Here is a 20010-nt window from a genome sequence, read left to right as displayed (position 1 = left end):
CACCGCCACCGCAGGCGCGCATGCGCCAGCCGTAGGACGTGATCCACGCCCATTGATTCGGAGCATCGGATGCGGCGGATGGCCAGCGATGCGGATTTGTTTCACATTGAACGCCGTTGGCAGCGGGGGACTTTCGCGGGCTACCTTCATGCAAATCAGCCGATTTGGTCAGATATGCCAGTAGAAACGCCAGATATGCAGGCGGCAACGACAACGGGCGACAACCTCGGCTATAGTCTGGCAAACGCCATGTGGGGGCGCGAGGCAGGGTGAACACCGGTTATCCGGCCCCGAAACATACTCAATGTTCGGTTATTAGGAAGCCTCGTTCGCCGCCCACAGCGGTCCGCGGAGCTCAGCCGACAGGCTGGTCCACGGTGGCATCCCGGTCGGTCGCGCTCCCGCCGCGGGCATTTCTACGCCGGATTGCTGCGACCACCACAGCAGCAGCGGCCAGGATAACGGAGAGGAGTTCCAGCGCGTGGCCGAATCGAGTCGCAATCGTAATGTTGTCCCGCAACGGAAGTTCGGCGACCAGTGCGGCGGGGACGAACTTCGGGGTCTCCTGCTGGACCGTGCCGTCGGCGGTGATGATGGCGCTGACGCCCGAGGTGGCGGCGACGACAAGGGCGCGGCCGTGTTCGACCGCGCGGACGCGAGACATGGCCAACTGCTGATAGGTCATCTCACTGTCGCCGAAAGTGGCGTTATTGGTGGGTACGGTCAGCAGTTGAGCGCCAGCGTGCATCGAATCGCGGAAGGCACGGTCGAAGGCGACCTCATAACAGGTCGCTACGCCGATATCGACTCCGTCGCCGTAGCGACTGCTCGCAGGTTGCTCGAAAGGGCCAGCGTGGACCGTACCATCACCGTGACCGGGCACGAAGTATCCAGCGCGGTCGGCGTATTCCGAGAACAGACGGAAGAAACTTCGCATCGGCAAGTACTCGCCGAACGGCTGGATGATCTTCTTGTCGTGCCGCTCCGCCGGCCCGGCCGCACCGTTCCAGACGATGACCGAGTTCGTTGTCGTGCGGTCATCGTTCACCAGCACCGCGCCGACCAGAATCGGGGCGCCGATCTGCTCGGACACCGCGGTGATCTCCGCGGCCGCGTCGGCATTGCGCAATGGATCGATATCGGACGAATTCTCCGGCCAGATCACCACGTCCGGCTTGCGTGCCCGTCCGTCGGCGACCGCCCGTGCCAACTCCTCGGTGCGCCGGACATGGTTGTCCAGCACAGCGCGCCGCTGCTCATTGAAATCCAAGCCGAGCCGCGGCACGCTGCCCTGGATGGCCGCGACCGTGATCATCCGGTCGCCCTCCGCCGGGCCGGGCAGCGCGGTCCGCAGGATCACTCCGGTGGCCGGGACGACAACCAGCGTCGCTGCCGCGGCGATAATGCCGAGTCGGGTGGACGCGGGACGGCCGGACACGACACTGGACGAGGCACCCGCCGTGCGCGCCCACAGTGCCATGAGAACCGCCGCCGCGGCGGTTGCGGTGAGCGCCACCGCGAATCCGATCAGCGGCGCGCCGCCGACCATCGCGAGCGACAGGTACCACCCGTCCGCCTGACCGAATGCCAGGCGGCCCCAGGGAAATCCGCCGAACGGAAAACTCGACCGCAGCCACTCGGTAGCCGTCCAGGCCAGCGCAATCCACAGCGGCCACCCCCGCAGCACGAACAACAACCGTGCCAGCAGCCCGAATAGGCCTATATATAAGGAACACACCGTAGACAGCGCGAGCCACGGCACCGGCCCCACATAGATCCCGGTCCACGGCAACAACGGTACGAAGAACCCGAGCCCGGCCAAGAACCCGTACCCGAACCCACCCCGCAGCCGCCCGGCACCGCGCACGACCAACGTGAGCACCGCGACCCCGATGGGCGCCAGAAACCAGAACGGCCGCGGCGGAAAGCTGCCGAAGATCAGCAGACCAGCCAGCACCGCCGCCACCGACCGGCTCGACACCGGATACTTCGCGAACACCGCCGCCACGCGCCGCACCCCGGCTCCGTCACTCATCACCGCTCGCCCTTCGGTTCATCCGTGCGAATACGGCCGGTACGTCGTTCGGGTGCGACACCTGGAACAGCGCGCCGGATTCGGGGCCGTCGGGCCAGATTCGGCGATTTCGTCACGAATTCGGCTCCGTCGCACCGGGAATGCGAGCGTGGGACGGGGATCGGAGCCGTTTCAGGCCTCATGGATGGTCACTCCGCGGTGGACAGTGCGTAGGCAGGTGGGGAGGTCCGCGGCGGGGTCGAGGGGTGGGAGGCCGGGGACTCGGGAGCGGGGGTCGGTGGACCAGCGTTGGACGGTGTCGGCGGCCGCGGCCACGACGAGGTCGGCGGCGTCCCAGATCGCGTAGGAGGCGGGGGCGCCGGGGACGAGGGTGCCCGCGATGCCGTCGCGGATGCCGCCGGCGCGCCAGGCGCCACGGGTGGCGGCGGCGAAGGCTGCTCGGGGTGACAGGCCGTGGCCGGAGGTGCGGTGATTGACGGCGGCGCGGATCGCGGACCAGGGATCCAGCGCGGTGACGGGAGCGTCCGAGCCGATGGCGAGGGCGATGCCCGCAGCGGCCATGGCGGCGAAGGGATTCAGTGTGGCGGCGCGTTCGGGGCCGAGGCGGGTGGCGTACATACCGTCGGGTCCGCCCCAGGTCGCGTCGAAACCCGGTTGGACGCTGGCGATTACACCCCAGGAACCCAGTTCGGCGATCTGATTCGCATCGATCATCTCCGCGTGCTCGACTCGGTGTCCACGCGCGGCGACGGCCGGCACGCCGAGCGCGTCGACGACCTGCCCGATTCCGGTGACGACCGCGTCCATCGCGGCATCGCCGATGACGTGGAATCCGGCTTGGATGCCTGCCTCGGTGCAGGCGCGCACATGTGCGGCGATGCTGTCGGCGTCGAGGTAGCCCAAGCCGGTTCCGGCGGCGTCGGCGTACGGCGCACGCAACCGAGCGCTGTGTGAGCCGATCGATCCGTCGACGAACAGATCGCCGCCGAGCCCGTGCACGCCGAGTTCGGCGACCAGTTCGCGCGCCTCGCCCGCGCTGCGCACCGCCGCACCCCAATAGGCCCGGACCTCGACGCCGTGCTCGAACTCGAGCAGTTCGCGAATATCGGTGCGCCCGGCGATCTCCGGTCCCCCGCATTCGTGCACGGCGACGACGCCGTGGGCGGCAGCCGAATCCAGCGCCGCCTTGCGCGCCCGATCCCGTTGCGCGCGATCCAATCCCGCGAGGACTGCACCGCGCACCAGGTGATGTGCTGCGGCGCGCAGCGGTTCACCGCGGGTGAATCCCGCCGCCGAGGTGACCGTCGGTACCGCGTCGAGCAATGCCGTGGACACCACCGCCGAATGCGCGTCCACCCGCGACAGGTACACCTGTCGACCCGGCTGCACCGCCGCGTCGATCTCCTCGATCGTCGGCGGACGACCCTCGGGCCAGCCGGTCTGGTCCCAGCCGTCGCCGAGGATCGCGCCATCGGGATGCGCAGCCGCGAACGCGCGTAAGAGCTCCAGGCACTGTGCCAGCGATCGTGCCGTCGACAGATCGAGTCCGGTCAGCTTCAGTCCCAGCGCCGTCACATGCACGTGCGGATCGACGAACGCGGGCGCCACGAATGCGCCGTCCAGGTCGGTGATCTCGGCATCGGGATGCAGCGCGCGTCCCGGTTGCTCGGCGCCCAGCCACACCACCGTGCCGTCGGTCACGGCCATCGCCGTCGCGTCGGGTGCACTCGAACTGTAGAAACGACCGCCGATCAGCAACTGGGTACTCACGATCGACCAGTCTGCCGTATGCGCGTTTCAGTCCTACAAGTCGGACAGCGTTGTCAGCGACCGCTTGCGGGTCGCTCGAACGAGTCCGCCCGCAACGAGACGTCCGCGGGCTCCGCGAGCACCGCCATGACCTCCGCATACTTCGGTGGCGCGCCACCGCGATCGGGCGCGGCCCGCATGCCCGCCTCCACCGCGATCAGTTCCAGCCGCAACGCCGCCGCCGTGAATCCGGAAATCGACTGTCCCGCAGCCGCCGCGGCCTGCCTGACCGCCGCCGCCAGCTCCTCGCTCACCGTGACGGTGAGCTCTTCGGTCGCCATCCGGCCACCTTAGTCCTTCGCCCCGTCTCACGAAATGGGCACGACGGTGATAGTTAGCACGGTTTACGGCAGTGGCACACTCTTGATGGTGCGAGGGATTGGCCTGAGCGCCCATTCCTTCGTAAATCCTGCGGCCCGCTGATTCAGCACAGCAGCGGGCGCTGCGGCCATTCGTCTCCTCGCACCGCGGCCGCTCCGGGCGACCGGAGCGACGTTCAGTACACTCCCGGCCACGCGGCGGCGGGATCAGCCGCGCCCGAGCGCAGGCCGGGTGGACGGCCGGGGGTCGTCGTACCACTCGGTGACCACGACGCCGTCGACGACGTCATCCCCATCGATGATCACGCCTCGATACGGCATGGCCGCGGCCAGACGGCCGAACCGCCGGGCGGCGAAGGCGGCTACCAGCGGCCGGACCAGGAACCGGGTCGGCGGCAGCAGCAGGAGCAGCCCGACGAACGAGGTGACCAGACCCGGAATGAACATCAGGAACCCGCCCGCGGCGACCAGCGCGCCATCGGCGACGGCGGTGCCCGGCTCGATTTCGCCGCGGCCCGCACGGCGGAACTGTTCGAAGACGCGTCGGCCCTGGGAGCCGATGAGCAGCATGCCCGCCGCGGAACCGGCGATGAGCAACAGGATGGTCGGCATCACCCCGATGAGCGAGCCGACGCCGATCAGCGCGGCGATCTCGACGATGACGTAGAGCACGAACAGTACGGCGGGCATGGCGATCCTTTCGGACGATCTACCCGGTTCAACGTCGCGGTCGCCGATTTTTCTCCCGATCCCGCCTGATAGCTCGCTGAGATCTCATCCGCCCGGCCGAACCAACCCGGTCTCGTACGCCAGCACCACCGCTTGAACCCGGTCGCGCAGACCGAGTTTCGTGAGCACCCGCCCGACGTGCGTCTTCACGGTCGCCTCGGACAGATACAACTGCTCGGCGATCTCCGCGTTCGAGCGCCCCGCCGCGATCTGCTCGAGTACCTCGCGTTCCCGCGCGGTCAGCACCTCGAGCACCACCGGATCGCGCATCCCGCCGGGATCATCGGCGATGAGCCGGTCCAGCAGCCGCTTGGTCACCTTCGGCGACACCACCGCGTCACCGCCTGCCACGCTCCGGATCGCCGAGACCAGATCCTCCGGCGGCGTGTCCTTCAACAGGAACCCGCTCGCCCCCGCCCGCAGCGCGCCAAGCGCATGTTCGTCGAGATCGAAGGTGGTCATCACCAGCACCTTGCAGCCGTCGCCCGCCTCGACGATCCGCTGGGTGGCCGAGACGCCGTCGACCACCGGCATCCGCACATCCATCAGCACCACATCCGGCCGCAATTCCTTGGCCCGTGCAATGGCGGTGGCCCCGTTCTCGGCCTCCCCGATCACATCGATGTCCGGATGCGCACCGAGCACCATCTTCAAACCCATACGCATGAGTTCCTGGTCGTCGACAACGAGAACGGTAATCGGCACGACCCCAATCTAACGGCACCGTCCAGCGGGTTTCCGCACCCGCTAACAGATTTCGCCGCCGCGCACCAATGGGATCGTCGCGTGCACCCGCCACGCGCCGTCGGGCATCCGACCGGCTTCGAGCGTGCCGCCGAGCACGGCGATCCGTTCGCGCATGCCGACCAGCCCCATCCCGCCCCCCTCGATCGGACTCGCGGCCTGCTCCACCGGCACCCCACCGGAATCGGTGACCTCGATGACCACATCGTCGTCCCGGCGCTGCACCCGCACCCACGCCTTCGGGTGCGAACCCGCATGTCGCAGCGTATTGGTGAGCGACTCCTGCACGATGCGGTGCACGCCCAGACTCACCTCGGGCGTGATGTCGTCGAGCTCACCGGTCATTTCGAGTTCCACCGCCAGACCGGTATCGCGCATCATCTCCACCACCTTGGCCAGACCAGCGGTGCCGTGCTGCGGCAATTGATCCGGTGCGTGTTCGATACGCAGCAACGCGACGGTGCGGCGCAGTTCGCGCAGCGCCTCCCGGCCGGTGCCCGCGATCGTGGTCAGCGCCCGCTCGGCGACATCGGGATCGCGGCGCAGCGCATACTTCGCGCCGTCGGCTTGCACGATGATCACGCTCACCGCATGCGCGACGACATCGTGCAGTTCGCGGGCAATACGGGTGCGTTCGGCGGCGACGGCATCGTGGGCGCGGCGTTCCCGATCGTAGTCGGCGACCGCCAGCCGAGCCGCCACCTCCTGGTCGTAAGCATGCCGCGCGCCGATGAACTCGGCCAAGGTCCAGCACAGCGCGTAGAACATCGCGGTGAAGATCAGATCCGAACCAGCCGGCTTGTGCAGCAACAGAAATGAGAGGGTGCTGTCTGCGACCAGACCCAGCGCGTACCACAGGGCTTCCCGACGGCCGACATATGCGACCAGGGTGTACAGCATGATGCCGAGCCCGAACAGCGCGATGTGATCGGCCTTGTCCCCGGACGCGTAACTCACCAGCGTCGAGGCGATCGAGAGCCCGAGCATCGCGGCCGCCATGGCCCGCGGATACAGCCGCCGGAACGCCACCGGCCCCGGCAGCAGGAGGCCGATCCCCAGATACGCCAGTTTCTGATCGGAATTGCCGACGCCGAGAATCTCGAGCAGCATGAGCGCGGCGGCCAGTATCGAATCCGAGATGAGGGGCTTTCCGCGAAGCCACAGGCTGAACCGACGCACGACCATCAGCCTAGGTGTGACCGAAGCCGCCGGATGCCGCCCGGCCGAGCCCGCATGTTATCTGCTTGGCTGACCGGGTGGATTTTGCAGACTGGGCGGCCTTACTAACGGCCGCGACCGCCGCGGGCTGGGTAGACGCGGTGGTGGGTGGCGGCGGATTGATCATCCTGCCGACACTGTTCCTCGTCGCGCCGGGCATCGCCCCGCAGACCGCGCTCGGCACCAATAAACTCGCCGCGGTCGCCGGCACGAGCGCATCGGTGATCACCTTCGCGCGCAAGGTCCCGATGCAGTGGCGGACGCTGCTGCCCGCGGCGGCGATCGCGGCGGTGACCGCGGCCACCGGCGCCGCCGCCGTATCGCTCATCGATCGCGACCTGTTCATTCCGATCGTGATGGTGGTGCTGGTCGGGGTCGCCGTGTTCGTCACGCTGCGCCCGTCGATCGGCATAACTATGGCCACCCATGCACCCACCCGACGCAAGGTCATACTCGTCATCGCGCTGGCGGCCGGACTGATCGGCTTCTATGACGGACTACTGGGCCCCGGCACCGGCACATTCCTCATCATCACCTTCGCCACCCTGCTCGGCACCGAATTCGTCCGCGCGGCGGCGATGGCGAAGGTGATCAACTGCGGGTCCAACTTCGGCGCGCTGATCTTCTTCGGCGTCACCGGCCACATCATGTTCGCGCTCGGCGCAGCTATGGCCGTCGGCAATGTGGCGGGCGCGATCATCGGCTCCCACATGGCCTTACGCAACGGCGCGAAGTTCGTGCGCGTCGTGCTGCTCGTGGTGGTCATCGGCATGGTTATCCGATTGGGCTGGCAGCAGTTCGGCTGAATCAGTGCACGGTTTCGGTGTGCATGGTGGTGTTGGACGCGAGCCATGGTCGCAGCACCCGCGAGGTCGTCTCGTGGATCCGGCGATGCAGCCGCTCCCCGTCCGCGCCGTCGATCGGACTCTGGAACAGCACGGTCAGCGCACCGGACACCGCACCGACCACCGCACCGACCAGCGCGGCCGCGCCGACCTCGTCCAATTCGGCGGGAAACGCCATATGCAACTGCCGCGCGATCTCGCGCTGCGCGACCAGTTGCGCGTACGCGGCGCGACCGCTCACCGCGGGCACGGTGCGCGAAACCTGTGCGCGCAGTGCGGCAATGCGCGCGCTCAGATTGTCGACGAGGTGTTCGCCAGGGTTGTCGCCCGCCGCCCGCAACGCCCGCAACAGCACTTCCACCGGCCGCTCGCCGGGCCGACGGCTGGCGATCGCCGCGACCGCGGCGCGGACCCGTTCGTCCTGCTCCGGAAAGAGCAACTCTTCCTTACTGGCGAAGTAGTTGAAGAACGTGCGGGTTCCGACCTCCGCCGCGGCGGCGATATCGGCCACCGTGGTCTCCTCATAACCTCTGTCCTCGAAAAGTTCGACGGCTGCCTGGAGGAGGGCGCGGCGGGTACGTTCCCGTTTACGATCGCGGAGGGCGGATGGCGGCACGCGGGCACAGTACGGCATAACGCCACTTGGGTATGGTAAGCACGACTTTCACGCGCGCCGTGCGGCCAAACCGTGATCAAACTTCGGCGGCGGCCTCCAGGCACGCCGCATCGATCAGCGCGTCCAGCAGACCGGGAAACCTGGCGTCGAGATCGTCGCGGCGCAACGACTGTAGTGTCTCCCGGCCGGAGGGCCGCTGCCAGATGATCCCCGCTTCGCGCAGCACCCGATAGTGATGCGTCAGATTCGACTTGGCCACCCCGTCCACGATCGAGCCGCAGGTGTGCTCGCCCCCGTCCGCCAGCACGCGCACGATGCGCAGCCGCAGCGGACTACCCATGGCGGCAAGCACATTCGCCAACTGGATCTGAGTGCGCTCGGGATGTGCCGTCATCACGCGAACCAGAATAGCTCGATTGTTGACATACAGCCGAACTGTTCGTAAGTATTTGAACAATACAACTCTCTGAAAGGTCGTGCCATGCCCGCGCACAGTTCCCGATTCGCCGACAAGATCGCGCTCATCACCGGCGGCACCAGCGGCATGGGGTTGGCCACCGCGCACCGACTGCTCGCCGAGGGCGCATATGTAGTCATCACCGGGCGCGACAAGACTCGCCTCGACGCGGCGGTCGAAGAGCTCGACGGCGGGGACCGTGTCCTCGCACTACCAGGCGACGCCGCGAATCTCGCCGATCTCGATGCGCTGGCCGCCGCGATCGAGGCCCGCTACGGACGGCTGGACGTGGTGTTCGCCAATGCGGGCATCGGCGCGTTCCAGCCGCTCACCGATGTGACCGAGGCGGAGTTCTATCGCGTCGTCGATACCAACTTCAAGGCCGGATTCTTCACCATCCAGAAGACCCTGCCCCTGCTGGCCGACCATGGCGCGATCGTGATCAACGCGTCGTTCGCACTGCATCGGGGCGGGCGGGGCGCGGCCCTCTACTCGGCGACCAAAGCCGCCGTGCACAACTTGGCCCGCACGCTGGCGGCCGAACTGGCACCCAGGGGAATTCGGGTCAATTCCGTGAGCCCCGGCTACACCGCGACCCCGGCGTTCTATGCCGAAGCTTCTGCGGAAGTCCAGGCCGCCGCCGTCGCGGCGGTGGCCGCGGGCCGCATCGGCACCTCGGACGACGTCGCCGCCGCGGTCGCCTTCCTCGCATCCAATGAGGCGTCTTATATCAACGGACAGGATCTGCTCATCGACGGCGGCCTGGTCACCGCCACCCCCGGGGCCATGGTCTGAATCACCACAGCGCTGGGCATTTCGTGCACCGCCGGGCATTTCGTGCGGTGGCGCGGCCGATACCCGACGACATGGTCTGCGCCAGCGCGCGGGAAGCGGCGCTCGCTCACCGAACCGACTACGTTTGGTCGGGTGAGCATCGCGACATCCAAAGATGTGGACGCCGAGTTCCTTGCGTTACCACTGCACGCGCTCGCCGACGCCGCGCTGTCCGCGGCGCGCGCGGCGGGCGCCCAGCACGCGGATCTGCGGGTGCACCGGCTGGTCACCCAGTCGATCCGCTTGCGCGACGGCCGGGTCGAGGCGATCAGTAATGCCACCGACCTCGGCTTCGCCGTGCGCGTGATCGTCGACGGCACCTGGGGTTTCGCCTCGCACGCCGCGCTGACCCCGGACACCGCCGCCGAGGTGGCGCGCCGGGCGGTCACGGTGGCGACCACCCTGCGTGCCCTCAATCGCGAACGCGTCGAACTCGCCGACGAACCTCGCTACGACAACGCGCACTGGGTCTCGGCCTACGACCTGGACCCGTTCACGGTGCCGACCACCGACAAGGTCGCACTGCTGCAGGACTATTCGGGGCGGCTGTCCGCCGCCGGCGGCGTCGACCACGTCACCGCCTCGGTACTGCAGGTCAAGGAACAGACCTTCTATGCCGACACCGCCGGTTCCGCGATCACCCAGCAGCGGGTGCGCCTGCATCCGCAGCTCGAGGCGATCACGGTGGACGCCGCAGCCGGCGTCTTCGAGACCATGCGCACCCTCGCCGCCCCGGCGGGACGCGGATGGGAGTACGTCACCGGCGCGGACGGAATCTGGGATTGGAGTGCGGAACTCACGCAGATCCCGGGATGGCTGGCCGAGAAGGTGAAGGCGCCCAGCGTCGAAGCGGGTCCGACCGACCTGGTGATAGACCCGACCAATCTGTGGCTGACCATCCACGAATCCATCGGTCACGCCACTGAATACGACCGCGCCATCGGCTACGAATCCGCCTATGCGGGTACCTCGTTCGCCACGCCGGACAAACTCGGCACGCTGCGGTACGGCACCCCGATCATGCACGTCACCGGTGACCGCACCGAGGTGCACGGCCTCGCCTCGGTCGGCTACGACGACGAGGGGGTTGCCGGGCAGCGCTGGGATCTGGTCCGCGACGGCGTGCTGGTCGGCTACCAACTCGACCGCGTCTTCGCCCCGCGCCTGGGCCTGGATCGCTCGAACGGCTGCTCCTACGCCGACTCCCCGCACCATGTGCCGATCCAGCGCATGGCCAACGTCTCGCTGCAACCGGACCCCGACAACGACACCAGCACCGCTGAACTCATCTCCCGAGTCGAGAACGGCATCTACATCGTCGGCGACAAGTCGTGGTCGATCGATATGCAGCGCTACAACTTCCAGTTCACCGGTCAGCGCTTCTTCCGCATCCGCGACGGCCAGCTCGACGGCCAGCTGCGCGATGTCGCCTATCAGGCCACCACCACCGACTTCTGGGGTTCGATGGAGGCGGTCGGCGGCCCGTCCACCTGGCGGCTCGGCGGCGCGTTCAACTGCGGAAAGGCCCAACCCGGCCAGGTCGCGGCGGTCAGCCACGGCTGCCCGGCGGTCCTGGTGCGCGGCATCAATATTCTGAACACCCGGACGGAGGCAGGGGCGTGAATCCGATGACGCCGGCGGGCGCGGTCGTCGAGCAGGCGCTGGCGCTCTCGCGCGCGGACGAGGCGATGGTGATCGTCACCGACGCGCACGAGGCGTCGCTGCGCTGGGCGGGCAACTCGATGACCACCAACGGTTCCTCGATCTCCCGTGACTGGGCGGTCATTTCGATTTTCCGCGAGGGCCCGAACTCCGCACGCGTCGGCAGCGTCAGCTCCACCAGCGTCGACCCCGCCGATATCGAGGCGGTGGTCCGGGCCAGCGAGAACGCAGCCCGCACCGCCGAACCTGCCAAGGACGCGATGCCGCTGCTGACGCCCGATGGCGCCGACGGCGTGCCGGGCGCGCGCAACGACACCGCCGATTGGGCATCCGCGCCGGGCAGCACCGGCATCGAGGTCTTCACCGAGGTGGCGCGGGATCTGGCGGGCGGATTCGACGGCACCGACCGGCTCTACGGTTTCGCGCACCACCAGATGCACACCACCTGGCTGGGCACCTCCACCGGCATCCGCCGTCGCTTCGTGCAGCCGACGGGTTCGGTGGAGATCAATGGAAAGCGCAGCGCGGGCACGGATCTGGCGAGTGCGTGGGTCGGGGTCGGCACCGCGGACTTCACCGATGTCGACGTGCCCGGTCTGCTCAGTGAGCTGTCGCGGCGACTGGATTGGTCCAAGCGCCGGGTGGATCTGCCCGCGGGGCGCTATGAAACCCTGCTGCCGCCTTCGGCGGTCGCGGATCTGATGATCTACCTGGCCTGGTCCATGGAAGGCCGGGGGGCACACGAAGGTCACAATGCCTTCGCGAAGGCGGGCGGCACCCGAATCGGCGAGCGGCTCAGTGCGATTCCGCTGACGCTCTTCTCCGATCCCAGCGCCGACGGACTCGAATACCGCCCGTTCGTCGCGACGCCCTCGTCCTCGGAGTCACTGTCGGTCTTCGACAACGGCATGCCGGCCGAACGCGTCGATTGGTTGCGTGCGGGCGTCATCGAATCTCTCGTCTACCCGCGCGCCACCGCCGCCGAATTCGGTGCCACCGCAACGGTTCCCGGTGCGAACCTGCTACTCACCGGAGGGTCGGGGACGACACTCGACACAATGATCGCGAACACCGAGCGCGGCCTGCTGCTGACCACGCTCTGGTACATCCGCGAAGTCGATCCGGCGACGCTGTTGCTCACCGGCCTCACCCGCGACGGGGTCTACCTCGTCGAGAACGGCGAGGTCACCGCGGCCGTCAACAACTTCCGGTTCAACGAGAGCCCGATCGACCTGCTCCGACGCGCCACCGAGGCGGGCGCCACCGAGACCACCCTGCCCCGCGAATGGAAGGACTGGTTCACCCGAACCGCCATGCCGCCGTTGCGAATTCCGGACTTCCACATGTCATCGGTCAGCCAGGCGACCTGAGCTCGCTGAGTGTCGGGCTCCGTGGAGCCCGACACTCACGATTGCGCGGCCGGTGTGATCTCGAGGCCGATGGTGCCGGACTTGCCGCGGCGAATGACGCTGGCCGTGACCAACAGCGGACCCAGCAGCCAGTACTTGCGCTTGATCAGCTTGCGGACGCGTTCGGTGCCCTCGGCGTCGAGTACCACGCCGGTGCCCTCGATCACCTCGCCACGTGGCTTACCCGACGGACTGCACGGCTGCAAGGTGACGGCCGGATTATTGCGCAGGCGCTTCACTTTCCAGCTCTCGGTCTCGGTCCAGACATAGAGTTTGCCGTCGGCTTCGGCGGCCCACACCGCGGTGCCGACCGGTGTGCCGTTCTTGCGGAAGGTGGTCAGCAGCACGTAGTCGGCCTTGCCGAGCGCCTCGAGCGTCGTCGTCATGAGGGCAGCCTAGTCCGGGTTCGCCGGTGCGGGCTCGTCATGCGGTCGCCAACCGCGGGATTCGGCGTCCGCCATCCGATACTCCCCCGCCTCCAGCCGCGCGAGGATGCCGCCCGTCCAAGTGGCCAGATTGTCGAACACCCCGCTCCAGAGCTCGAGCAGATCGGTCGCATGCGGCGGCTCGTAGCGGCCCGGAAAGGTCGGGATCATCGCGAGCAGGTCGTCGCGGACTGCCGCACTGTTGCGGCGTTGTTCGCGTAACTTCTCGATGACGTGCACGCTGGGGAGCGCGTCCATGAAGGCGATACCCGCGCCGAGTTCCTCCATATCGACGCTGACCAGCGCCGCGTCCATAAGTTTGCGGAACTCGTCCTCCCCCGCCTCGGTCAGCTCGAACAGGGTCCGGCCCGGTCCCTGGCTGCTCCCCTCGACTCCGAACGCGCTCAACTTGCCCTCCTGGCTCAGCTGTTTGAGCGCGTGATAGATCGACCCGGGATTCCGGCCCGGCCAAAGCAGATTCAGCGTGATCGACCCGGTGGGCAACACCATCATCTACATCCAGCGCGACGAGCCCGAGGAGCTCGACTACGGCGGCTCCCGCGAACTCGAAGGCTTGGCACGGGTACTGGACAACGCCCGTATCCTGCGCGATTTCAAGAACGACGACGCGGCCGCGATCCGCGTGCTCGAGGTCGGCCTGGGCCGCTACGGCGCGGAAGCGCCGCCGGTCGACAAGGCACGAGCGCTCGCCGCACTCACCGAATTGGCCGACGCCACGGACGATTCCGAGCGAGCCGAGAAACTACGCGCCGAACTCCGAGCGATGACGCTCACGGAGGATGAGCGCGCCGCAGTCGCCGCGGAACTGCGCGCCGCCACCGATCTCGCCGAGTGGTTGTCCGAAACGGACTGAGCAGCCGCGGATTTCACGCGGTGGTGAGCACCTGCGGCCCGTCCCCGGTGATCGCGACCGTATGTTCGGAATGCGCGGTGCGCGAGCCGTCGGCGGAGCGAATGGTCCAGCCGTCCGGATCGGTATAGACCCGATCGGTGGTGCGGGCGAACCACGGCTCGATCGCGATGGTCAATCCGGGCCGCAGCGGAAATCCGCGACCCGCGCGGCCCGCGTTGGGCACGTGCGGATCCTCGTGCATCGTGCGCCCGAGTCCGTGCCCGCCGAATTCGGTGTTCACGCGATAGCCGTTCGCCCCCGCCACCTCCGCGATGGCCGCGGAGATATCGCCGATCCGATTGCCCGGCAGCGCTACCGCGATGGCCGCCGCCAGCGCATCCTCGGTCGCCTTGACCAGCCGCAGATCCTCCGGCGCGGCACTGCCGACGATCACGCTGACGGCCGAATCGGCGACCCACCCGTCGATGCCGAGCGCCAGATCCATGCTCAGCACATCCCCGTCCCGCAGCACGTAGTCGAACGGAAGTCCGTGCAGGACAGCGTCGTTCACCGATAGGCAGATGGTGTTGCGGAACGGTCCGCGTCCGAAGGACGGTGCGTAGTCCCAATAGCACGACACCGCGCCACGCTCCCGAATCCGCTCCCGCACATGAGCTTCCAACTCCAGCAGGTTCACCCCGACCTGCGCACGCTCGCGCAGTTCGCCCAGGATCTCGGCGACGAACCGCCCCGCCACCCGCATTCGTTCGATCTCCGCCGGCGACTTCAACTCCACCATGCCCAATCCTCCACATCGGTATTTTAATACCAAGCATAGCCCGCTTCGGTATTTTAATACCACTCACCCCGTTTGACCTGGCCATGTGTTATGTTCGCGAGCACAAAAGAGCACTGGTTGTATCGTTGTTCGCCGCCCCGCGCGGTATGCGTTCCGCCCGATCGACTGCCCGACAGCGCCATCAGCGCACGTAGGAGCACCTCATGAGGATGCGTCGCAAAGCTCTTGTCGTCGCCGTCGCGATGGCCCTCGCTCTCGCCACGCCCGCCTGTGGCGGCGATTCAGCGAAGAACCAGAACCAGTCCGGCAGTGCCTCTGGTCCCGCCCGCAATCCCTACCTCGCTGCCGCGACCTACGGCCTCACCCACATCGATCCGGCCCAGTCCGACACCTTCCCGTTTCAAACACCGCAGGGCGAGTTCCATTTCGATCCGAAGCAGCAGCAGCGCGTCGCTTCGGGACCGGTCAACATCATGACGCTGGCCGCCACCAATCCGGACTACATGTGGATCTCCTCCACCCAGGGCGTGGTCTACGTCCAGGTGGGCGACGGCATGTTCCACGAGATCGCCCGCGCGGACGCGCCCGGGGTGAAATCACTGTCGCCGCAGGCCCTCGACCAGGTGCTCGACCAGAGCTTCACCGACGTCGGCCAAGTGCAGAACGCCGTGCACAACGACTGGGGCATCGACTGGACCCGCATCACCAATGGCGTCTACAGCCTGGTGGACAAGGACAATCGGGTCTACTACGTCACCCAGGACGCGCAGATCGTCGTCTTCGGCCTGACGAATGCGAACAATCCCGCTGCAGGCGTCCGGATTCTGCGCAGCCTCGACTTCAAGCCGTGGCTCGGCACCGGCGCTGGTATCGGCGGTCTACCCGAAACTGTCGTCGGCCTGAACATGACCTATGACGGCAAACTGGCCGTGCTCAGCACGCGCGGGCTCTCGATCATCGACCGCAGTCTGCAGGGCGAACCGCAGCGGGTCCGCTTCGGCGCGGACGAGGTCGTCTCCAATGCGATGGCGGTCGACGAGGCGGGCGGTATCTACGCCGCCTCGGACAAGATCATGCGCAAAATCGTGTGGACCGGAAGCAAACTCTCCGCCGATGCCGGCGACGGCGCTTGGTCAGCACCGTATGACTTCGGCCAGCAGCCACCCGCGGTGAAGTTCGGCGTCGGCACCGGCTCGACCCCGACGCTCATGGGCTACGGCAAGGACGACCGACTCGTGGTGCTCACCGACGGTGCGAACCGGATGAAGCTGGTCGCATTCTGGCGCGACGCCATTCCCGAAGGGTTCCAGCCGAAGCCGGGCACCAAATCCAACCGGATCGCCGACCAGATCCAGGTCACCGCCGGGCTGAATCAGGCACCGGAGTTCATCCAGAGCGAGCAGTCGGTCGTGGTGGACGGCTACGGCGCGTTCGTGGTCAACAATGCCCGGCCGCAGGGCTCGCCGGACCGGCTCGTCGATGCGCTCGCGGGCGGACCGGTCTTCGCACCGCCGTCGGGTATCGAACGGTTCCAATGGGATCCGGCCAACAACCACTGGACCTCGCTGTGGTCGCGCGGCGATGTGGTGTCGACGAGCATGGTGCCCACCGAGAGCACCAAATCCGGCGTCGTATTCGTCAACGGCTACACCAAGGCCGACGGCTGGGAAGTGACGGGGCTGGACTGGCAGTCCGGAAAGACGGTACTCCGTACCATCTTCGGACAGAGCAATCTGGGTAACGGCGCCTACGCGCTGATCGAGTTCCTTCCGAATGGCGATCTGCTGTTCAACAGCGTCGGCGGACCGTTCCGGGTGAAGTTCGACCGCTGATGCTTGCGGTATTTAAATACCGCCCATAGTCTGGTGTCATGGTCCGACTTCCGCTGACTCCCGCCCAGGTCGAGGCCGGTCGTCGCCTCGGCGCCCGGCTGCGGGGGGCGCGCGCCGATCGCGATCCGGCGCAGATCGCTCAGGCGGCCGGAATCTCGCCCGAGACGCTGCGCAAGATCGAGACCGGACGGCTGCCGACACCCGCGTTCGGCACGGTTGTGTCCTTGGCCGCCGTCCTCGACATTCCGCTGCAGGAACTCGCCGAGACCTGGTGCTCGGCGGGTCTCGCCGAATCCGCCTGAACCGGGCGACTATTCGCCGGTCGCGGGCGCGATCGCGATGCCGACGGACGCATCCGCACCCCGGAGCAGCTTGTGACCCCAGATCAGCAGTTTCCCGATGATGCCGTACTTGCGGGCGACGATCTCGCGCACACGTTGCGTACCCGCCGCGTCGAGGACCTCGGCCTTCCCCACGAATACCGCATCCCCTTTCGGGCGACCACGGCCGTCGCACACCTGCAGGGTGACCTGCGGGTTGCGTCGGATGCGCTTGACCTTCCAGGTCTTCGGATTGGTCCACACCACGATCTCGTCGCCGTCCGGGGCCACCCAGACAGGTGTGCCGACCGGCGTGCCGTCCTTCTTGTAGGTAGTCAGCAGGGCGAAGCTGCTCGTGCTCATGTCGTTCCAGGTCATACCGAAAACGGTAGGCCGTGGCGGTGCCCGCGACATCCGTACACGGACAGAACTCGTTCGTACGCGCCCTGACGTATGAATGGGGCGCGCCCATGCACGCCCCATCGTTTTGCCCACTCAGCCGCGATAGGCCCGGAAGAAGGTTCGGACGTCATCCAGGAACAGCTCCGGCTGTTCCATTGCGGCGAAGTGACCGCCCTCGGTGTATTCGGTGAAGTGCTCGATATGCCCGTCCGGGTTCATCACCCGGCGCATCAGCGGATCGGTATTGAAGACCGCCCACCCCTGCGGCACACTCGACGGCGCCACCCAGTCCATGCCGGAATGTGCTGTCTCCCAGAGGAACTGCGCGGCGGAGGCGCCGCTGCGGGTGAACCAGTAGATGCTGATATCGGTCAGCAGCAGATCGCGGTCCACCGCCTCGCCCTCGGCGCGGGCCGGATCGGTCCAGACCTGGAACTTCTCGGCGATCCACGCCAGCTGGGCGATCGGCGAATCGGTCAGCGCGGCGGCGATGCCGTTGGGCTGGGTGGTCTGCAGTACCAGGTAGCCCTTCTGTTGATTCCACCTGGCTTGCTGGGCCTGGATGGCGGCTAGTTCGCCCTCGGTCAAGCCCTCGGGCATCGGCAGCTGTTCGCCCACCAGGCCGAGGGAGCCGCGGTCGCTGTTCACATGCGTCGCGATGATCCGCTCGGGATGGGTGGCGGCGAGCCGTCCGGTCACCCCCGCGCCGACGTCACCACCCTGGGCGACGAACTTCTCATAGCCGAGCCGGGCCATGAGTTCGGCGAAGGCCTCCGTCGTACGCGCCAGCTCCCATCCGGTCGAGGCCAGCGGCGTGGAGAAACCGAAGCCGGGCAGAGATGGAATCACGACATGGAATGCGTCCGCCGGATCCCCGCCGTGCGCCCGCGGGTCGGTCAGCGGGCCGATCAGCTCGAGGAATTCGACGATCGAGCTCGGGTATCCGTGGGTGATCAGCAGCGGCACCGCATCCGGCTCGGACGAGCGAACATGGAAGAAATGGATGCTCTGCCCGTCGATCTCGGTCGTGAACTGGTCGAAGGCATTGAGCTTCGCCTCCTGCGCCCGCCAGTCGAACCCGTCGCGCCAGTATTCGGCCAGCTCCCGAAGGTAGCCGGGCGCGATGCCACGGCTCCAATCGGCTTCGGTGCCGGGCACCGGGTGCGGCAACCGAGCGTGCGTGAGCCGCGTACGCAACTCATCGAGCTCGGGCTGCGGAATGTCGATCCGGAAGGGGCGGATGGCCGCTGTTTTCGTCATGCGACCACTCTCGACCCCATTACGGAAGACCTGCTTCCGCATTACGGAGTTCCTTCCGTACCGTCCGCATCGGAAACGACCTCGCCCTCTGGCGCAGGAAAGACGGCGACCGCGCCCATGCAATCGCTGCCAAAATCTCACAGCGCAGGCCTGGACACCGAGCAGCGAATTGACAATGCGCGGCCCGTGCTGCGGCTCATCACGAAGATCGGGATGAACACCTCGATATCGAGCCCGCAGGATCTGATCGGGATGTCAGCAGGCGACAGGCGCGGGCTCTCCGTGAACGCGGCCGTTGAGCCACCTCAGTACCTCAGGGGCGCCCGCTACCGCCGCGGACAAATGCTCGGGCACCGACACCAACCGCGTCTGCAGCTGCACCCCGGCATTGCACCAGCGGCGGTTGGTTATGTTGATGGCATCGACCGGAATCAGCGGGTCGCTCGGCGAATGCCATTCGAACATGGGAATTTCCGGCACCCCGGGGTAGATCTCCAGACTGTTGTCCTCTACCACCGACCGGGCTTCGGGCCTGTCGAAGACCGAAGTGGTGGTGACGAACTCACGCGCACTACCGTTGGCTCCGATGACGAGGATCTCATTGGTGCAGCGATTGGCCATGGCGTCACGAAGCGCTATGCCACGCGGATTCAGATACAAGCTGGTCGGCATTTCGTCCGGATACTCCCGCTCCAGACCGATTGCCGTCGCCATGGCCAGGCCGAAGGCCGGGTGCGGCTCGAGGCCCAGCGCCTGCGCCATCGTCACCAAATTCACCGGGACACCACCGATGGCCGCGCCCGCGAGCTGCAGCTCAGCCGCGTACGACGGCTGCAGCACTGCCGCCCATGAGGTGGCCAGGCCGCCACCGGAGTAGCCCGCCATCGCGACAGGGCTGTGCTGCACAGCGAGTTCGGGCAGACGTTTCGCCGCCCGGATGCCGTCCAACACGATGTGGCCACCCAAATGCGCCGCTCCGAGAGCGAACTGCGGTCCGAGATGATCCGGCATCGCGATACTCCACCCCTCCTGCAGCATGACGTTCAACATCGACGCCGTCGTCGACAGATTCACATCGCCGCTGTACAGCATGTGCGATATCGCGCAGCCGGTGCCCAGCGAGTTGATGAAATGCTGATACGACAGCAACGGCCCGTCGGGCTGGTGGCCGAAGGGGGTGAGGATCGTGGTGGTCGCCGCGATCGGCCCGCCGTGCGAGTCGGTCGACCGGAATTTGACCAATGTAACGGTGGCGCCGGGGAAGAGTGGCACCGGCGGCATTGCCCGCACGTCGAGGACGTCACCGGGTTGGTGCGCGCCCAGATCCGCCGGGGCGGTGTAGAACGGGTCGGGATCGGGCTGCGGATACAGCGGTTCCGCGGTGGCCGTCGTCGCCAGCATCAGCGTGAGTGCAACGCCGAATGCACCGAGAACAGCGGCC

22 protein-coding genes are annotated in these 20010 nt (G+C 67.2%); 8 read left to right on the top strand and 14 right to left on the bottom strand.

Annotated elements, in window-relative coordinates:
- Positions 1–78 precede the first annotated feature (78 nt).
- On the top strand, positions 79–273 hold the full coding sequence (locus OG874_RS10180; protein WP_330254865.1) for a hypothetical protein: 195 nt from the start codon (positions 79–81) through the stop codon (positions 271–273).
- Positions 274–355: 82 nt separating this feature from the next.
- Here OG874_RS10180 and lnt read toward each other — a convergent pair whose 3' ends face one another.
- From lnt to OG874_RS10150, 6 genes are all read right to left on the bottom strand, one after another.
- Positions 356–2035, bottom strand: coding sequence for an apolipoprotein N-acyltransferase (gene lnt, locus OG874_RS10175; RefSeq protein WP_330254864.1), 1680 nt, complete (start codon positions 2033–2035; stop codon positions 356–358).
- A gap of 171 nt (positions 2036–2206) precedes the next feature.
- Entirely contained in the window at positions 2207–3805 is a 1599-nt protein-coding gene (locus OG874_RS10170) for an amidohydrolase (protein WP_330254863.1), read from the bottom strand.
- Between the two features lie 53 nt (positions 3806–3858).
- A complete protein-coding gene (locus tag OG874_RS10165; protein WP_330254862.1) occupies positions 3859–4125 on the bottom strand; it encodes a hypothetical protein in 267 nt (88 codons plus the stop codon).
- Positions 4126–4371: 246 nt separating this feature from the next.
- On the bottom strand, positions 4372–4854 hold the full coding sequence (locus OG874_RS10160; RefSeq protein ID WP_330254861.1) for an FxsA family protein: 483 nt from the start codon (positions 4852–4854) through the stop codon (positions 4372–4374).
- Positions 4855–4938: 84 nt separating this feature from the next.
- On the bottom strand, positions 4939–5598 hold the full coding sequence (locus OG874_RS10155) for a response regulator transcription factor (protein ID WP_330254860.1): 660 nt from the start codon (positions 5596–5598) through the stop codon (positions 4939–4941).
- 42 nt (positions 5599–5640) lie between these two features.
- On the bottom strand, positions 5641–6816 hold the full coding sequence (locus OG874_RS10150) for a sensor histidine kinase (protein ID WP_330254859.1): 1176 nt from the start codon (positions 6814–6816) through the stop codon (positions 5641–5643).
- 77 nt (positions 6817–6893) lie between these two features.
- On the opposite strand from OG874_RS10150, the gene OG874_RS10145 reads away from it, so the two are divergent.
- A complete protein-coding gene (locus OG874_RS10145) occupies positions 6894–7661 on the top strand; it encodes a TSUP family transporter (protein WP_330254858.1) in 768 nt (255 codons plus the stop codon).
- Between the two features lies 1 nt (position 7662).
- Here OG874_RS10145 and OG874_RS10140 read toward each other — a convergent pair whose 3' ends face one another.
- Positions 7663–8316 carry a helix-turn-helix domain-containing protein gene (locus OG874_RS10140; RefSeq protein ID WP_442943325.1) on the bottom strand — a complete coding sequence of 218 codons (654 nt, stop codon included), beginning with the start codon at positions 8314–8316 and terminating at the stop codon, positions 7663–7665.
- Positions 8317–8392: 76 nt separating this feature from the next.
- Positions 8393–8710, bottom strand: coding sequence for an ArsR/SmtB family transcription factor (locus OG874_RS10135; RefSeq protein ID WP_330257245.1), 318 nt, complete (start codon positions 8708–8710; stop codon positions 8393–8395).
- Positions 8711–8797: 87 nt separating this feature from the next.
- On the opposite strand from OG874_RS10135, the gene OG874_RS10130 reads away from it, so the two are divergent.
- The 3 genes from OG874_RS10130 to OG874_RS10120 all read left to right on the top strand — a co-directional run bounded on the left by OG874_RS10130 (position 8798) and on the right by OG874_RS10120 (position 12639).
- Positions 8798–9568, top strand: coding sequence for a glucose 1-dehydrogenase (locus tag OG874_RS10130; RefSeq protein ID WP_330254856.1), 771 nt, complete (start codon positions 8798–8800; stop codon positions 9566–9568).
- Between the two features lie 132 nt (positions 9569–9700).
- Positions 9701–11230: a TldD/PmbA family protein gene (locus tag OG874_RS10125; RefSeq protein WP_330254855.1), complete on the top strand. Its 1530-nt coding sequence runs from the start codon at positions 9701–9703 to the stop codon at positions 11228–11230.
- Between the two features lie 5 nt (positions 11231–11235).
- A complete protein-coding gene (locus OG874_RS10120; RefSeq protein WP_330257244.1) occupies positions 11236–12639 on the top strand; it encodes a metallopeptidase TldD-related protein in 1404 nt (467 codons plus the stop codon).
- A 35-nt stretch (positions 12640–12674) separates the two neighbouring features.
- Here the strand turns inward: OG874_RS10120 and OG874_RS10115 are convergent, their stop codons facing one another.
- Positions 12675–13064 (bottom strand): PPOX class F420-dependent oxidoreductase, encoded by a 390-nt coding sequence (locus OG874_RS10115; protein ID WP_330254854.1) that lies wholly within the window; start codon positions 13062–13064, stop codon positions 12675–12677.
- Positions 13065–13073: 9 nt separating this feature from the next.
- Positions 13074–13511, bottom strand: a complete 438-nt coding sequence (locus OG874_RS10110; RefSeq protein ID WP_330254853.1) for a hypothetical protein — start codon at positions 13509–13511, stop codon at positions 13074–13076.
- A 76-nt stretch (positions 13512–13587) separates the two neighbouring features.
- Between OG874_RS10110 and OG874_RS10105 the strand changes: the two genes are divergently transcribed.
- Positions 13588–13977 carry a hypothetical protein gene (locus tag OG874_RS10105; protein WP_330254852.1) on the top strand — a complete coding sequence of 130 codons (390 nt, stop codon included), beginning with the start codon at positions 13588–13590 and terminating at the stop codon, positions 13975–13977.
- A gap of 13 nt (positions 13978–13990) precedes the next feature.
- Here the strand turns inward: OG874_RS10105 and map are convergent, their stop codons facing one another.
- The gene (gene map / locus OG874_RS10100; RefSeq protein WP_330254851.1) at positions 13991–14755 is read right to left on the bottom strand and encodes a type I methionyl aminopeptidase; all 765 of its coding nucleotides are present in this window, start codon (positions 14753–14755) and stop codon (positions 13991–13993) included.
- A gap of 203 nt (positions 14756–14958) precedes the next feature.
- Between map and OG874_RS10095 the strand changes: the two genes are divergently transcribed.
- A complete protein-coding gene (locus tag OG874_RS10095; RefSeq protein WP_330254850.1) occupies positions 14959–16587 on the top strand; it encodes a hypothetical protein in 1629 nt (542 codons plus the stop codon).
- 38 nt (positions 16588–16625) lie between these two features.
- The gene (locus tag OG874_RS10090; RefSeq protein ID WP_330254849.1) at positions 16626–16889 is read left to right on the top strand and encodes a helix-turn-helix transcriptional regulator; all 264 of its coding nucleotides are present in this window, start codon (positions 16626–16628) and stop codon (positions 16887–16889) included.
- Positions 16890–16898: 9 nt separating this feature from the next.
- Here OG874_RS10090 and OG874_RS10085 read toward each other — a convergent pair whose 3' ends face one another.
- From OG874_RS10085 to OG874_RS10075, 3 genes are all read right to left on the bottom strand, one after another.
- Positions 16899–17285, bottom strand: a complete 387-nt coding sequence (locus OG874_RS10085) for a PPOX class F420-dependent oxidoreductase (protein ID WP_330254848.1) — start codon at positions 17283–17285, stop codon at positions 16899–16901.
- 117 nt (positions 17286–17402) lie between these two features.
- On the bottom strand, positions 17403–18569 hold the full coding sequence (locus OG874_RS10080) for an epoxide hydrolase family protein (RefSeq protein WP_330254847.1): 1167 nt from the start codon (positions 18567–18569) through the stop codon (positions 17403–17405).
- A gap of 255 nt (positions 18570–18824) precedes the next feature.
- Entirely contained in the window at positions 18825–19970 is a 1146-nt protein-coding gene (locus tag OG874_RS10075) for a lipase family protein (protein WP_330254846.1), read from the bottom strand.
- Positions 19971–20010: the final 40 nt, after the last annotated feature.

This window comes from Nocardia sp. NBC_00565, assembly GCF_036345915.1.
Taxonomy (GTDB): Bacteria; Actinomycetota; Actinomycetes; order Mycobacteriales; family Mycobacteriaceae; genus Nocardia.
This window is presented reverse-complemented; position numbering and strand designations above follow the sequence as displayed.

Excerpts from the sequence above, each read along its gene's own strand:
- OG874_RS10180 (WP_330254865.1), top strand. The coding sequence starts at position 79 with ATGGCCAGCGATGCGGATTTGTTTCACATTGAACGCCGTTGGCAGCGG.
- lnt (WP_330254864.1), bottom strand. The coding sequence starts at position 2,035 with ATGAGTGACGGAGCCGGGGTGCGGCGCGTGGCGGCGGTGTTCGCGAAG.
- OG874_RS10165 (WP_330254862.1), bottom strand. The coding sequence starts at position 4,125 with ATGGCGACCGAAGAGCTCACCGTCACGGTGAGCGAGGAGCTGGCGGCG.
- OG874_RS10160 (WP_330254861.1), bottom strand. The coding sequence starts at position 4,854 with ATGCCCGCCGTACTGTTCGTGCTCTACGTCATCGTCGAGATCGCCGCG.
- OG874_RS10135 (WP_330257245.1), bottom strand. The coding sequence starts at position 8,710 with ATGACGGCACATCCCGAGCGCACTCAGATCCAGTTGGCGAATGTGCTT.
- OG874_RS10130 (WP_330254856.1), top strand. The coding sequence starts at position 8,798 with ATGCCCGCGCACAGTTCCCGATTCGCCGACAAGATCGCGCTCATCACC.
- OG874_RS10120 (WP_330257244.1), top strand. The coding sequence starts at position 11,236 with ATGACGCCGGCGGGCGCGGTCGTCGAGCAGGCGCTGGCGCTCTCGCGC.
- OG874_RS10115 (WP_330254854.1), bottom strand. The coding sequence starts at position 13,064 with ATGACGACGACGCTCGAGGCGCTCGGCAAGGCCGACTACGTGCTGCTG.
- map (WP_330254851.1), bottom strand. The coding sequence starts at position 14,755 with ATGGTGGAGTTGAAGTCGCCGGCGGAGATCGAACGAATGCGGGTGGCG.
- OG874_RS10095 (WP_330254850.1), top strand. The coding sequence starts at position 14,959 with ATGAGGATGCGTCGCAAAGCTCTTGTCGTCGCCGTCGCGATGGCCCTC.
- OG874_RS10090 (WP_330254849.1), top strand. The coding sequence starts at position 16,626 with ATGGTCCGACTTCCGCTGACTCCCGCCCAGGTCGAGGCCGGTCGTCGC.
- OG874_RS10085 (WP_330254848.1), bottom strand. The coding sequence starts at position 17,285 with ATGACCTGGAACGACATGAGCACGAGCAGCTTCGCCCTGCTGACTACC.
- OG874_RS10080 (WP_330254847.1), bottom strand. The coding sequence starts at position 18,569 with ATGACGAAAACAGCGGCCATCCGCCCCTTCCGGATCGACATTCCGCAG.
- OG874_RS10075 (WP_330254846.1), bottom strand. The coding sequence starts at position 19,970 with ATGCTGGCGACGACGGCCACCGCGGAACCGCTGTATCCGCAGCCCGAT.